Source organism: Rheinheimera faecalis (assembly GCF_021290965.1).
In the GTDB taxonomy this organism is placed as follows: Bacteria; Pseudomonadota; Gammaproteobacteria; order Enterobacterales; family Alteromonadaceae; genus Pararheinheimera; species Pararheinheimera faecalis.
The window spans coordinates 1-14,402 of the sequence record NZ_JAJOYT010000014.1; the positions used below are offsets into that span (position 1 = coordinate 1).

At 45.9% G+C, this 14,402-nt stretch carries 16 protein-coding genes; 5 read left to right on the top strand and 11 right to left on the bottom strand.

Translation table 11 applies throughout. The features are described 5' to 3' along the window. Positions 1–11 precede the first annotated feature (11 nt). The 5 genes from LSG34_RS17910 to LSG34_RS17930 form a co-directional block, all read right to left on the bottom strand. Entirely contained in the window at positions 12–191 is a 180-nt protein-coding gene (locus tag LSG34_RS17910) for a hypothetical protein (RefSeq protein WP_233010504.1), read from the bottom strand. A 360-nt stretch (positions 192–551) separates the two neighbouring features. Then, entirely contained in the window at positions 552–857 is a 306-nt protein-coding gene (locus LSG34_RS17915; protein ID WP_233010505.1) for a hypothetical protein, read from the bottom strand. 92 nt (positions 858–949) lie between these two features. Next, positions 950–1,783, bottom strand: a complete 834-nt coding sequence (locus LSG34_RS17920) for an EcsC family protein (protein ID WP_233010507.1) — start codon at positions 1,781–1,783, stop codon at positions 950–952. 228 nt (positions 1,784–2,011) lie between these two features. Beyond that, complete coding sequence (locus tag LSG34_RS17925; RefSeq protein ID WP_233010508.1) at positions 2,012–2,320, bottom strand: excalibur calcium-binding domain-containing protein; 309 nt, start codon at positions 2,318–2,320, stop codon at positions 2,012–2,014. 210 nt (positions 2,321–2,530) lie between these two features. Then, a complete protein-coding gene (locus LSG34_RS17930) occupies positions 2,531–4,762 on the bottom strand; it encodes a S46 family peptidase (protein WP_233010509.1) in 2,232 nt (743 codons plus the stop codon). A 333-nt stretch (positions 4,763–5,095) separates the two neighbouring features. Between LSG34_RS17930 and LSG34_RS17935 the strand changes: the two genes are divergently transcribed. Next, positions 5,096–6,130 (top strand): hypothetical protein, encoded by a 1,035-nt coding sequence (locus LSG34_RS17935; RefSeq protein WP_233010514.1) that lies wholly within the window; start codon positions 5,096–5,098, stop codon positions 6,128–6,130. Positions 6,131–6,189: 59 nt separating this feature from the next. Here the strand turns inward: LSG34_RS17935 and LSG34_RS17940 are convergent, their stop codons facing one another. Further along, positions 6,190–7,782, bottom strand: a complete 1,593-nt coding sequence (locus LSG34_RS17940; protein ID WP_233010515.1) for a peptide MFS transporter — start codon at positions 7,780–7,782, stop codon at positions 6,190–6,192. A 248-nt stretch (positions 7,783–8,030) separates the two neighbouring features. Between LSG34_RS17940 and LSG34_RS17945 the strand changes: the two genes are divergently transcribed. Both LSG34_RS17945 and LSG34_RS20880 read left to right on the top strand, forming a co-directional pair. Then, complete coding sequence (locus LSG34_RS17945; protein WP_233010516.1) at positions 8,031–8,441, top strand: YccF domain-containing protein; 411 nt, start codon at positions 8,031–8,033, stop codon at positions 8,439–8,441. Positions 8,442–8,517: 76 nt separating this feature from the next. Then, a complete protein-coding gene (locus tag LSG34_RS20880) occupies positions 8,518–9,375 on the top strand; it encodes a DUF417 family protein (RefSeq protein ID WP_233010517.1) in 858 nt (285 codons plus the stop codon). Here LSG34_RS20880 and LSG34_RS17955 read toward each other — a convergent pair. Next, complete coding sequence (locus LSG34_RS17955) at positions 9,362–9,544, bottom strand: oxidoreductase-like domain-containing protein (protein ID WP_233010518.1); 183 nt, start codon at positions 9,542–9,544, stop codon at positions 9,362–9,364. The two genes, LSG34_RS20880 and LSG34_RS17955, sit on opposite strands and share 14 nt — an antisense overlap. 85 nt (positions 9,545–9,629) lie before the next feature. Between LSG34_RS17955 and LSG34_RS17960 the strand changes: the two genes are divergently transcribed. Beyond that, a complete protein-coding gene (locus LSG34_RS17960; RefSeq protein ID WP_233010520.1) occupies positions 9,630–9,977 on the top strand; it encodes an MGMT family protein in 348 nt (115 codons plus the stop codon). On the opposite strand, the gene LSG34_RS17965 is transcribed toward LSG34_RS17960, so the two are convergent. Genes LSG34_RS17965 through LSG34_RS17980 form a run of 4 tightly spaced genes read right to left on the bottom strand, consistent with a single transcriptional unit; the run spans position 9,974 to position 13,519 of the window. After that, on the bottom strand, positions 9,974–10,684 hold the full coding sequence (locus tag LSG34_RS17965) for a ZIP family metal transporter (RefSeq protein ID WP_233010521.1): 711 nt from the start codon (positions 10,682–10,684) through the stop codon (positions 9,974–9,976). The genes LSG34_RS17960 and LSG34_RS17965 overlap by 4 nt on opposite strands. Before the next feature lie 36 nt (positions 10,685–10,720). Next, positions 10,721–11,419: a 2'-5' RNA ligase family protein gene (locus LSG34_RS17970; RefSeq protein WP_233010522.1), complete on the bottom strand. Its 699-nt coding sequence runs from the start codon at positions 11,417–11,419 to the stop codon at positions 10,721–10,723. A gap of 10 nt (positions 11,420–11,429) precedes the next feature. Next, a complete protein-coding gene (locus LSG34_RS17975) occupies positions 11,430–12,311 on the bottom strand; it encodes a DMT family transporter (RefSeq protein ID WP_233010523.1) in 882 nt (293 codons plus the stop codon). A 20-nt stretch (positions 12,312–12,331) separates the two neighbouring features. Continuing rightward, positions 12,332–13,519 (bottom strand): MFS transporter, encoded by a 1,188-nt coding sequence (locus LSG34_RS17980; protein WP_233010525.1) that lies wholly within the window; start codon positions 13,517–13,519, stop codon positions 12,332–12,334. A gap of 188 nt (positions 13,520–13,707) precedes the next feature. Between LSG34_RS17980 and imuA the strand changes: the two genes are divergently transcribed. Continuing rightward, the gene (gene imuA / locus LSG34_RS17985; protein ID WP_233010526.1) at positions 13,708–14,400 is read left to right on the top strand and encodes a translesion DNA synthesis-associated protein ImuA; all 693 of its coding nucleotides are present in this window, start codon (positions 13,708–13,710) and stop codon (positions 14,398–14,400) included. The last annotated feature ends 2 nt before the right edge of the window (positions 14,401–14,402 follow it).

The following is a 14,402-nucleotide window of genomic DNA, read 5'->3' on the forward strand; positions in this document are numbered from 1 at the left end:
GTAAGTCCATCTTAAACCTCAGCTATCTCTAGTTTGATTGTTCCAGTCTCTACACCAGTCGGCCTTTCCACATTGAGTACACGTATAATCACCAGTGGCAGCACCAAAATTGTACTCTTTACTAAGGTTTGGATGATCACAAGGCTTATCCCACAAGTTTCTTTTACCTTTTTTGCTTCTTCCAATTGCATGAGTTAATCCTTACTTTTTGATTGCGGGAGCATAACGCCCTCCACAAACGCGAGCTACTTGTTGCGAGTCAAGCGCCCAAAGGGCGCGTTTTTGACGGCGCTTGTTAGCCACCAGTAAAAGATAATTCATAGCGAGGAAAGCTAAACGATGTACCAAGCAACTGCTATTACGGCTACACCAAATACAAAACCATAAATAAAAGATTTAAAACGAAAATCTAGCGATGATTGTTTGTGTTCCATTTTAATGCTCCTTGAGAACAACAGGTCTAAATTCAAAATTAGGGCTAACGTCAGCCTAAACGGCGAGCAACTTGTTGCGAGTCCAGCGGTTGAAGGCCGTGATGTTTTAGACGTTTGTTATAGCGCGACATTACCAATAAACCCTATAACTACTAATACCATACCTATTAAAACAAGCTTTTCTGAGATTTTTTCCCTGCTGTTTTGCTTTCTTACTTTGAAAGCTTCAGAAAATTTTAAAAAAGCAAACTCAGGAATTAATGCAATCGACAAGACAAATAATACACTACCAAAACCTGAAACTGTTTCAAAAGACACAGCTCCATGCTCATCAATCTTTTGCACTACGCCTACAAAAACTAATACGGCAATAAAGAAAAATACTGCGGAAAAAATTTTATACTTTAATTTCAGACCTAACATTGAAATTACCTTATACGCTATAACGCCGCCAACATGGGCCGGAGCACGCAGTGCGGAGGTCCAGCACCTAAGGTGCGAAATGCTTGGCCTTGTTAGGTCATAGCCGGATTTGAAATCTTAGTATATTCAGCTTTTACCAATTCAAAGCCGTACTTCTTTTCAAGCCTTTTGATAATAAAGTGGCCTCGAGCCATATCTTGGTAATAGTCAGTGAACATTGTATTTAGCGTGGCGCCGGCAACCGCCCCAATAATTGGTACAGCTTGAGCTGCTGCCTTTTCCGTAATAACCACACCAAACCTAGCTGCAATTTTCTCTATTAAAGCAGCTAACCACTTGCCTGTTTGTGTCGGTGTCAGGTTTCTCACAGCATTTGCAGACGCTTGCTTCGCTGCTATTTCTGCAAGCTCCTTGGATAAAACTTGCATTGCCTCAGCAGTGAAGCTCCTTGTCGCATAGTACGCTGTATCGACGGCATCATCCTCCTCAGACGGTCCACCCAAGGCAAACACCTCCAAACAAGCTTGTTTTGTCTCTACTTTATCTAGATCAAAGCCCTCACTTCTTGCTACATCAGCAACCGAACGAAGCATAATTGTTGTTGAAATTGGTAGTTCTATTGCTAGTGCAGCAAAACCAAAAGCTCCACCGACAGCACCTGATATCGCTGCAAAAAGCTTATTTGTCTTAGTTGACGCTTCCCGATTTGGCTCATTGTCTAAACTCCACAGTGCTGCATCAGCAGCCTTGTGAAGTGCCTTTTCTACTAAATTGTGAATTTGTTTTTCTGCCCCCTTAGGAAGCTTCCCCATCAAGTAATCTATTGGTTTTCCTACAACCTGAGTCATTTTTTCTGTAATTGTATCCTGCTCCAATAGATTTACAGCTTTCTCCAAATCTCGCTGATCTCTTTCTTCAAGGCTCATATTATTAATCCTTTTTTGATGACCAGTGGCCTAACTTTTAGCGTCTTATCCGAAGTTCACGACGAATAATCGTCTTTTGAACTGTAGGCGCGTTCTTTATTGGTACAACTGATGCTAATAGAGTTTGTATATTTAGGGAACAGCTGCTTAGAAGATTATTTTGGACAATCTGAAGCCGTTTTTCGCGGGTATAACACCCCAGCTAGCGCAGCACGGTTCCGGATTAGTTTAAAACCTGGTGTCATTCTCACAAGGAATGCCATCATGATCTCCGTCCATTTTAGTGTTAGGGCAGTTTTTCAGAAAATACTCTGCTTCAGGTCGTGAACGCATTTGGCTGCAGTACTGGCGGCCATCACAAGAAAAGCCTGTGCTGGGTTCAAAGCGGATCAGTTCTGGTTCCTGATAAACCGGGGCGTCATGCTCTTCAACTACTGTCGGTTCAGGGGTGGCTTCAATCTCTGTGGGTACGGTGTTTTTTTGGTAGTAATGCCAGGCAATAAACACCAGTAACAGATATACCAGCAGTTTTTTCATCAATGCCTCCATAGCGAGTTTGTTTGCCTACGGTCTTCCATGGTGTTTACCATTAAGAAACTAGTGGTTATAGAGCGTTGTGGCAATAAATTCAGCAGAATTTTTAGTAGTTATGGCTGATAGGTTGGCTTTGGTGAGTATGTGTTTAGGGGGTATTCGAGAAAACGGGAGGGCGTAAAGCCCTCCCCTACGGTATTTTCGACGGGTTGATTACCTTACTATTTCCATTTCGGCCAACAAATTATCAGCGTTATCAACATATTGCATCATCCACAGCACGTAGCGGATATCCACATGGATAGCGCGGGTGATTTCCGGGTTGAAGTACCAGTCTTTGGTGATCGACTCATAAGTCGAGTCGAAGTTTAAGCCAACCAGTTCGCCTTTGCCGTTCATCACTGCTGAGCCTGAGTTGCCGCCTGTGGTGTCGGCGCTGGATAGGAAGTTCACTGGCACTGAGTTAAAGGCTTTTATTTCAGTTTTTGGGCAGCTGAAAATGCCGCAGAACCATGGTTCTTTGCTTTGGGCTGCTAAGTCGGCATAAAAATAGCCTGCAGTTTTACCAGACTGATACGCATCCACTAAGTTTTGTGGTGCGTTAAATGGGTAATCTGCCTGACGTTTGGCGATTAAGCCCTTCACTGACGTAAAAGGCGTTTTATATACACCGTCTTTGGCCGGATAACCGTCCACTGAGCCATAAGTGATACGTAAGGTGCTGTTGGCATCCGGGTAGACTGGTTTTCCCTGCGCTTTGTTGTAGGCAATAATGGCCTGCATATAAGCTGGGCGCACTTGTGACAACTGGCCTTTTAGTTCTTTATCCTGAGCTTCTAAAGCCAGGTTTTTGTCAGAAATAGCCACGGCGATCCGAATAAATGGATCTGCACTTTGGGCAAAATAAGCTGGTGTTTTACCCAACCAGGCTGTGCGGCCTTCGGTGCTGGTTAAGCTACTTTGTGGGTAAAGCGCTGTCAGTTTCTCTGCAACTTGTGCTTGCGTCATGCCAGCAGTTAAACCTAAAGCAGTGTCCAGTTCTGCTACACGCACCGCATCAGGCTGAGCTAAATACTCGGCTAACTGTTCCGACCAAATGGCGATATCCATAGTTGGGTGGAAGCTTTTTTCCATCCGGGCTAAACGGCCTTCAATCATTTTTAAGTCACGTTGCTGAAAGCCCATTTCCCGCTCTGCATCAGGCTTTTGATTTTCCTGCGCTAAGCGATACAGCAGCATAGCAGCTTGTAATAAATCGCTACGTTTAGCGGCTTCAAAGTAATAGGTTTGCTGGGTAAAGGCCTGTTCGGCGTCTATCACCTGCTTTAATGCCTCAATACTTTGCTGATAAGGTTTGCGGGCTTCATCGGCCTTAATCCAATCCAGCAAAGCTTTTTCCTGAGTCTCTTTGATGGCCTGAATGTCCGTTACTTTAAAACCGTCCAATAAACCCTGCAGCTTTTTCATGCGGTTATTGTGGCCTTTGACGGTAGAAGCGTATTTCACTTTTAAATCGCCGTCAGCCGCACCTAAGCTGTCTATGGTGTTGATCATTTGCTGATAGGTTTTAACCATAGCCGGATATTGCCAGTCGGCAGCAAAAGAGATTTCATCCGCTAAACGGTAGCGGCTGGTCTGGCCCGGATAACCGGCTAATAAAATGCCATCGCCCTGCCGTACACCGCTGGCATTTACTTTCAAGAAGTTTTTGCTTTGGTATGGCACGTTATCCACTGAATAAGGCGCTGGTTTGCCGTCTTTGCCAACATAACCACGGATAAAGGTGTAATCGCCTGTATGACGTGGGTATTCGAAGTTATCTATATCACCACCGTAATTACCTACAGATTCTGACGGTGCATACACCAAACGCACATCCTGCAGCATCAGCTGTTTAATCTGGAAATATTCCATACCATGGTGAAAACTCACCACAGAGCAGCGGTAGTTTGCATCGCTTTCGCAGTCTTTAATCAGCGCTTTGCGGTTGGCTTCAATGGCTTCATAACGCTCTTTGCCGGATAAACCCGCAGCCAGAGCACCCGTGATTTGTGCTGTAACATCTGTCACAGCTTCAGTGATATACAATCTTTCCTGCGGTCCTGCTGGCAACTCTTCAGCCATAGTTTTGGCTAAAAAGCCTTTATCAATCAGGTTATTGTCTTTGGTCGAATTATTCTGAATAGCGTTGTAGGCGCAGTGATGGTTAGTCACCACCAGTCCTTTTGGCGATACAAAAGAAGCAGAACAATAACCAAGACTGACAATAGCATTCATAGGGTACTGACTTAAATCAGCCAGTTGTTTACCCGGAATACTAATGCCTTTGGCGGTTAATTCATTTTGTAATTCAGCCAGTTGATGCGGCTGCCATTGGCCTTCGTCGGCTGTAGTGGCGAAACTGAGGCTAAGCGCCAGCGCGCTGAGCAGGTAGGCAGATTTCATAAGATCCCTTGGTTGTCGTTTTTATAATGCAAAAGTTCGGCGCAAATTATCCATGTAAAGCGTTCCAGTGCAACCTTGTTTAGTTCAGCGTGGGAAATTTAAGTCCAGTTGCAGACAAGATTCTTTTATCAGATGGATTGAGCAGCAAGCGGCCTCGTGCTAACAATAGCGACCATAACTACAATAACGCCCCCTAAGTAATTGGAGTTGTAGCGAGGCGACAAGTGCACGAGATCCCAGGAGCATAGTAGTCCTATGTGACTGGGGCGAGAAGCGAAGTCAACAAAGCTGCGGCTTCAAGTACGACGGGATAATATTTTCAGGAATTTAACTATGCAACCATGGAACGAGCGTTTCCCCCGTTTGGCGCAGCTGCATTTTGCGCAGTGGTGTTATTTACTGGCCACTGTATTTTTTCTGTTGTTTTTGCTACTGGGTGCGGATAACTATGTTTTCGCAAAGATTGGCTCAGTATTACTGCTGTTGGCAACAGCTAAAGAGATGTGGCAACGATTTGCGATTTGGTGGCATAGCCTGCTGGGCAAAGCCTGTATTCTGACCTTTTACGCCATAGTACTGAATTTCTCTTTTGCTTATGCCGAATCTATTGTCAACGGAGTGATAGGCATCAGGCCCAATGTAGTGCCTTATAGCGTGAACTTAGCTGCTTTGTTACTAGCCCCTGCCTGGACTTTAATTGGCAGTATGCTGACTCTACAGTTTTACTCCATGCTGCATTTATTTAAAGTCATGTTGTTATTGATGCTGCGGCCTTTTGGAGTTCCGTCCAAACATCTGCTGGATGACGAAGTCTTTCCGGTCTGGACTTTAGTCGCTCGCATTATTTATTTGCCTGTAGTCACCATCATTTTAACTTTCACCTTAGCCAGCTATTTCAGCGGTCATCCGGAGCAGTTTTTAAATTGGGGAGAAACCGGACAACAACAAAACACCGCTGAAGCGGTGCAAAAACAAGTAGAAGAAATAGAAAAACGCGAAGCAGAATTGCAGCAACAGCAGCCAAAAGGCCCTCACAGCAAAGTCCCTGAGTTTCAGGTCTTTATCGATGACGGCTATGTAATGGGCGATCGCGGTTTTAAACTGCCCACTATGCTGTGGCTAAATAAACTGGTAGCGTCTTTTAACTACCATATCGAAAGTATGGGCGCCTCCAGTTGCAAACTCACCCCACCTGAACATCTGGTGCATATCAACGATTACGAAGTACTGGTCATCACGCCTGATGCTACTCAGCCTGTAGGTTATAGCTACAAAGTGCGGGTTTGTGACTCGCCGGCTTTTCCTGCAGGCGTGACAGGCCGGACTTTACTTCCGTCTACTCAAACTGAAACACCAGAACAGAAATAAGCAGAAACACAAAGGCCGGATCTAACTCCGGCCTTTGTCTGCGTGCGTAGTTTAAATCATCAGTCGTTTTGTGCCTGACGAATCTGCTTATTTAACAGAGGAGTTAAGGCAAACATAAAGACACCACAACCTACGCCCACCCAACCTAAAATGGCGAACACATCAGCATAAATAGCCAAGGCTGTGCCTGTGTCTGTACCTGCCGGCATAGAAGCTAAGGTACCAAAACGACCCGCTAACATCTCACCAAAAGCAGAAGCTAAAAACCAGACGCCCATCATTAAGCTGACCACACGGCTGACGGACAAGGTAGTGACGGCTGATAAACCTATAGGGGATAACACCATCTCACCAATTTCCAGCACCAGATAGGCCAGAATAAACCACCAAAAACCAGCTAAACCGTTGGCCTCAGGGTTAAGCGCTGCGTATTGCAACACAAAGTGCGCAAGGCCTGCGAATAACAAACCAAAACCAAATTTGGCAGGGGCAGACGGATTCCAGCCTTTTTTATCCAACACAGGCCAAAGCCAGGCAAAAGGAATAGCCAACGCAAAAATAAACAAGGCGCCTACTGAGGTTAATTGCGAAGCGTTAGGAGTAAAATCGCTGACTAAAAGGTTGAAAGTGTAGCTGTTCATTACGCGGTCGGAAAACGCCAGCCAGGTACCGTAGGTTTGTTCGTACAAGCCCCAGAACACTGCAGAGATGCCAATCAACACCATCAGCACTATCATATTGGCGCGTTCAACTTTGCTGCACTCAACAAAAATAAACTTAAACCACCAGATGAGTAAAGCAATGGTCATCAGAATAGCCACCACTTCAGTGGCGGTAATTTCAGTGCCTTCCGCCAGACCTAAAATGGCAGCCAAAGCGCCAAAGTCAAAACGGGTTTGTAGAATTTGCTGAACCACAACAACACCAACCAAAGCACCAAGATAAATCAGTGTTTCGCGGCGAATGCCAAAACGTTTTTCGTCCAAAAGCTCCGGACGACCTGGTTCAGCCTGGCCTTGTAAATGTTTGGTTTGAGTGACAAACACCAGCCAGCCTAAAATCAGGCCTATACCGGCAGAACCAAAACCATATTCCCAGCCATATTCAATACCGACCCAGCCGACAAACAAGCTGGAGATAAAGGCGCCCATATTGATGCCCATATAAAAGATGGTAAAAGCAGAGTCACGGCGCGGGTCATTGTCTTCATACAAGCGCCCTACTATGGTGGAAATATTCGGTTTTAAAAAGCCGACCCCCACAGCCACCAATGCCAGCGACAAATACATAATTTGCACTGCTAAATGGTCAAAGCCCATTTCATGGGTAGCGGCATGACCACGATAGGCCATACCCAGCATACCCAAGGCCATTAAAGCGCCACCAAAGGTGACGGCTTTTCGCATACCCAGGTATTTATCCGCTAACAAACCACCAACTACTGGCAAGGCATAAGCTAAACCAGCATAAGTACCGAGCAGGATGTAACCGTCGTTATCAGAAAATAAATGGTGTTTGGTCAGGTATAAAAACAACAGGGCTTTTAAGCCGTAGAAAGCAAAACGTTCCCACATTTCTGTGAAAAAGCAGACATAAAGGCCAACAGGATGGCCCAACAGCTGTCGCTGTACAGGAAGAGTTGTAGTAGTCATAGGGATCCGCGGATACTGTAGTTATTAGTTATAAAGTCTTAAAACCGCACTATTAAAGCCGTTGTCCCATGTTGCAGCAAGCTTTTCCTGCCAGCTATTCAGCAAAGCCAGCGGCGAAATTCACTATTAAATGGTGGTTTTTACTGTTTAACTTCCAAGTAAAAACCTATACCACTGATTTATATAACAATTAAAACTGGCCTTAATCTTGTAACCCTTTTGGCATAAGTGAAAAAAGGAGAACGACCATGGGTGCTTTAAGACTGATATTTAATCTGTTTTGGTTTGTGATGGGTGGCTTTTTAATGGGGCTGGCCTGGTGGTGTATTGGCTTGTTGTGTTTTTTAAGTATTGTGTTTATTCCCTTTGGCCGCGCCTGTTTTGTGATTGGTGAAATGGCCTTCTGGCCTTTTGGCAACGAACATGTCAATCGCGAACGTTTAAACCGCATTTCTGATATTGGCACTGGCCCGCTGGGTTTTATTGGTAATGTGATTTGGTTTGTCTTTGCTGGGTTTTGGCTGGCCTTGGGTCATTTGTTCCATGCCGTGGCTTGTTTTATCACCATCATCGGCATTCCATTTGGCTTAGCTCACTTAAAACTGGCAACTTTAAGCCTGGCGCCTATAGGTCGCACAGTGGTCAATAAAGCCTATTAAGCTGTTTTCGAACATGGATGAAATAATTTAAGTTGGGCACTGGTCTTCTTGGCGTTCATTCCTCGGAAAGCCTATTGTGAAGAAGAAAGTGGAGAAGCCTGTGCCTTTATTATCTATTGCTGTTATTGCTTGTATTAGTCTGAGTTTTGCATTGCTTGCATTATCCAGTTTCGCAGGAGTAGATGCTGGGCTGGTGAAAATTCTTGGGTTTTACCAGCTGACTAAAGAAGCAGATTTGCCACTGATTCGACAATTAAGTTCTATTTTGTTTAGCCTGCTAGCACTGCTGCCCTGGCTGACGTTGCACTTTGTGTCGCTGAAAAAACCTCTGGCTTTGTTATTAGTGCTTTGTGCTGTTCCGCCTTTAGTATCACTGACAGGTTCAATCCACTGGATTGAAAGTCTGGGTGGCTTCCCTGCTATTGGTTCTGGTCAGGGCATTATTAAATATGCCACCTTGTTGGCATTAGCCTGGCACTTCTGGCTGCCTGACAATAAGGTTCAGCACTGGGTGCAGTACGCTCCTGTGGCTTTAGTTTTGGTATGGATTGGCGGTATGAAGTTCACTCAGATTGAAGCTGAAGGTATAGCGGATCTGGTGCAAAGCTCGCCGCTGATGAGCTGGTTGTATCTGTGGTTTGATCAGCAAACGACTTCGAATCTGATTGGTATTTATGATCTGCTGGCTTTACTGCTACTGGGCGCTGGATTGTATTACCGCTGGTTATTTTTACCAGGCTGGCTGATGTGTCTGGCGGTGTTTTTGACCACTCAGACTTTCCTGTTCAGTTTCCCGGGAGCATTTTCAGCCCATGGGCTACTAACAGCTTCAGGTCAGTTTTTAATCAAAGATTTATGGTTTATTGCCTCTATGCTGTTACTGCTGCAATGGTATTTAACTACAAAGCAGCCACAGCAGATCAAGCAGAGCTAACCTCAGTTTCGGCAGCTGTATCTCTGGCCAACCATGCTTTTTGCTCTGCACGGTAATAATCCCAGACACAAGGGCAACAGCTGCCGCTGCCACAACAATCGCTGCTCTCTGGCGCTACAGGTTCTTCGGTGGGGATACGCAGCCGAATACCGTCAATAGTGGTAAACATGAAAAACTCCGGCAAAAAAGGCGGCGGCATTGTAGCATTGTGCTTTAACATTCAGCCACTGATGTGCTTTTAAAGCAGAGATTTGATGCAGCAACAAAGCCCTTCTAAACAACAAAAAATCTGGCAAACGGTATTACAAATTCCGGCCGGAAAAATCGCCAGCTATGGTCAGATAGCTGATTTAGCGGGTTTACCCGGCCGTGCTCGCTTAGTGGGTAAAACGCTGGGGTTAGCACCGGATGAACTGCAACTGCCCTGGTACAGAGTGATGCGCTCTGGCGGTCAACTGGCGTTTGCTGCAGGTACACCCCAAGCTTTAGCACAACAACAATTGCTGCTGGCCGAAGGTGTGGTAGTCAGAAATGGGCGGGTTGCTAAAGACTTCTGGTGGCAACCTGATTTATCAGAACTGCTGTTTAAACTGCAGTATTAGTGATACATATAACCCAGCATACCAGTGACAAAACCTGCGATGGCCCCCATAGGAGGAGCCCAGTGCTGCTCTAACCTGACCTGTGGCGCTATATCCTGAAACAGCGAATACAAAATACCACCAGCTGCAAACAACATAATCATAGCCACCAGTGCTGGTGATTCTGCCAGCCAGAAATAACCAATCAGCCCCGCAAGCGGGCCAAAACATGCCATAGCTGTAAAACTTGCCACTATGACCCAGCCTGAATACGTCGAAAATTGTCTGAGTTCACGGTAAGCGTTAAAGCCTTCAGGGACATTTTGCAACGCAATTAAAGCACCCAGTAATAAAGCCTGAGAGCCGCCTGCCGCAACAGCTGCACCTAAAGCCAATGATTCAGGTAAAAAATCGGCCAGCATGGCCATCAGTTGACTGGCAGAGGTTTGGTTTTTGCTGAGCCAGATATCCAGCAACATAAAAACAGCAGCGCCGCCAATAAACCAGCTACAAGCCACTACAGGTGAAAGTGCCTTCATGCCTTCGGGAACCAGCACTAAAGCAATAGCAGATAACAAGGCGCCGGCACCAAAAGCCATAATGCTGTGCCTGAACTCCTCTTCCAGCCAGTCCGACTGAATATGCTCAAACTTGGCCAGCAAAGCCCCTAAAGGCATAGCAAGGCCTGTAGCCAAAGTAAGCAGAATTACATTGAGTAGATCCGACATAAGAATGACAACAACCCTGTCCTGATTTGAATAAAATCAGCCTAGCCGTAAGCGCTTGATCAGTACAGTATTTTGTTGGCGTTGATACCAGTCATTGCCGACCAGTTCCAGCTCTTCAATCAGGCAAGTACCAAAATCAACTGAAGCTAATGCTTTTATTTTCTGCAGGAACAGCTCGGGATTTGTAGGCTGTTGGCTAAAACGTAACACCGTCATATGAGCCGTTTGGATGGCATAACGCTGGTCAATCGAATGCTGTAAAGTCGATTGCCCAAAGGCAGAGCGCAGCTTCGCTCTTAACTGATTTAACTCTTGATCATCAAAAAAGCCCTGCACCAGCACACAAGAAGGCGATGCGGTGATCCCCTGAAAATGCAGACGGAATGGGCCTGTGTTTTTAATCACTTGTTGTACCAAGTCCACATAAGCCGCTCTATCTATCTGCGATAAAGCAAAGCCTGAATAACAGGAAATCAGCGACAAGACCGTCAGGTGTAAATCTGACGCCGGATAATAATACTGTTGTGGCTCTAGCTGCATCAGCTCTGCGAGACTATGCTGGATTTGCTGTTTTACCTGCTCTGAAGGACGGGCCAACAAAGTGACGCCATAACGGCTGTCATCTTTAGCAGTTAACAGAGGGTCAGTTTCAAACTGATGCTGTTCAAACTTGAGCAAAGACTGCTGCCACAAGGCTTGATAGTGCTGTTGCTGCTGCTCTTGCTGCTTAGTCATCATCAGTTGATTAAGTAAAAGCTTTGGAGCGCAATAACCAACGCAGTGGGAGTTGGGATACCAGCATACCCAGTAGCATCAGACCACAGCCTGTCAGCGCCCTGCTACTTAGCTCTTCTCCCAACATCCAGACACCACCTATAGCGGCAAAAACGGTTTCTAAACTTAAGATAATGGCAGCATGAGCCGGATGGGCATGCTTTTGCGCCATCACCTGCAAAGTGTAAGCAATACCGACAGACACCACACCAGCATAGAGCACTGACTTCCAGGCCAATAATGCATTGGTGACAGTGGGTGTTTCAATGCTAAAAGCCACCACCATGCTCAAAGCGCCACAGACCACAAATTGCAGACAAGCCAATAAAATGGGCGGTACTTTTTTACTGTAGTGATCAATAGTCAGTAAATGTGCAGCCCAGAAAAATGCACCTATCAGCTGCAATAAATCACCAAAATTCACTGAAAAGTTGTCACCAACACTCAATATATACAAACCAGAGACAGCAATAGCGCAGCCTAGCCAGATATTGCCACTGATTTTATGTTTCAGAAAAATACCCAACAGCGGCACCAGCACTATATAAAGCCCGGTAATAAAGCCTGCATTGGCGGCTGTAGTGTATAACAGCCCAACTTGCTGCAGTGATGCGGCGATAAAGAGCAGAACTCCAACAGGTAAACCAGCCCACAGCAGTAGTTTCCAGTCCACATCTTGTAGTTTACCCTGATGCCGATACCACCAGATCAAGGGCAATAAACTGAAAGCCCCGATAAAAAAACGTAGGCCGTTAAAGGAATAAGGCCCTAAATGGTCCATGCCCAAACGTTGGGCGACAAAACCTAGCCCCCAGATTGCAGCGGCCAGCAATAACATCAGATTGGCTTGCATGCTCGACTCCCTGAAAAAGCCTATTGAAATTTTGTGCTGTAAAGCACCGGATTAAAGCGTGTCGCCATCGCCATCAACAGCACCGCAATAGCGGCTAATAATAACCAGCTAATGCTAAAGCTTTGGCTAAAGTCACGAATAAAACCAGCAATCAGCGGTGAAAAAGCGGCAAGCGTATAACCTATGCCCTGCACAAAAGCCGTCAGACTAGCGGCTGAAGAAGGCTGATGCTGATGATCCATAGACACAATCAAAGACAGTGGAAACAAACCGCCAATACCTAAACCTAAAAGTGAAGCCCAAACTAAACCCAGCGCAGGTGCAACCACTAAACCTGCAAAACCTGTCGCCATCAACACCAATAAAACCAGCATCACAGGGCGACGATCGGCTTTACGACTGGCAAGCCATGGGCTAATAAAACCAGACACCACTTCCATGCAAAGCAACAACCCCAGTAGCAAACCGCTTTTTTGTTCACTCCAGCCCTGCTCCACATAATAGGCAGGTAACCAGGCCAGCACACAGGTAAAAGCACAAGTGACCAGACCAAAAAACATCGCTAAGGTCCAGGCTCTGCCGTATTTACGAAAGCTCAGAGGTTTTTGTTGCGACTGCACCACAGGCAAGTTTTGAATGGCGTTTTTTTGAGAAAACCACAACACCAAAGCCACTACAGATAAAACCACCCAACCAGATAAAGCCACCCGCCAGCTCTGTGCCCAGTCAGCCCAGAATGCAGCTAAAGACGCAGTTAAAGCAGCACCAGCAATAATGGCCGATATATACCAGCCCATAACTAAAGGTGCTTTGGTGCTGAATTTTTGTTTAATGACACCAGGCACCACAGCCTGCACCATGGCAATACCTAAACCCACCACTATGGCACTTAAGGTTAAATCTAAAGCCCCTACAGCCCAATAACGTTGCGCTGTGGCACCAGCTATGGCGATGGATGCCCAAAAAATCACCTGGTAAGAGCCAAACCATACCGCCAGCTGATGCGCAAAAAAGATGCCTAAACCCATAGCCAGTACAGGCAACATGGTCAGCAACGAAGCCTGAGTAAAAGACAGGTGCAGTTCAGGTTGCATCAAAGGCAATAAAGGCCCGATAGAGGCCATAGAAGGCCGTAAGGTGAGAGCGATCAGCACTAAACTCAGGATCAAAATCCAGGTTTTCGTAGTAAATTTTGTGGTTTCAGTCATATCAGTACCATAAGTCAAATCAGCTGCCCTAGTGCAAAGCAAATCACCTATACAGGGCGGAAAAGCCGCGCACATTAACATAATTCTTACGCCCTGATCGACTCGGAGTAAAAGATCAGAAAACTCTGACTTTATCCTTGCGATCCAAAACAGATCTTTTATACTGTTTTTATATACAGTATTTTGAGATGAAAATCATGAATGCTCTGCTGCAACAACTACAGAACAGACAACTGATCTGGCAGGCCAGTCAAACTGAAGCACCTTATGAACATTGCCAAAGCACAGGCTTTAGCGCTTTGGATAAGCTTCTGGGCGGCGGCTGGCCACAGCATAACGTGATTGAATTACAAAGCCATGGCGCTTGTGCTGAATTGCAATTGATCCAAAAAGCACTGGAAAGATCCGGATCTGAGCTGCTACAAATCTGGATCAATCCACCAGCCACTCTCTGTGCTGAATACCTGCTGCAACAAAAGCGGTCTTTGCATCAGGTATTACAACTGACTGCCCCCCGCTCTGCTGATGCACTCTGGGCGGCAGAACTCTGCTTAAAAAGTGGCAGTTGTATGGATGTGCTGCTCTGGCAAAACAACTTAAATTTAACCCAGCTCAAACGTTTGCAATTAGCGGCGGCACAAGGCCAAAGCCAGTTGTATTTTTTCCGTCAGGCAATGACGGAACAACAACTGCTGCCCTGGGCTTTAAGTTTGCAACTGACTCCGGCCACAGCGGGCTTACAGATCCGTATTCTGAAACGTAAAGGCGGCTGGCAACAACAGGAATTAGTGCTGCCATGGGCAGAGCTGTATCCGCAGTTTATAAAGCCAGAGTTACAGCAAAAGCACTATTCCAAGCCACCTTTATCCAGAGTCAGCTGAGG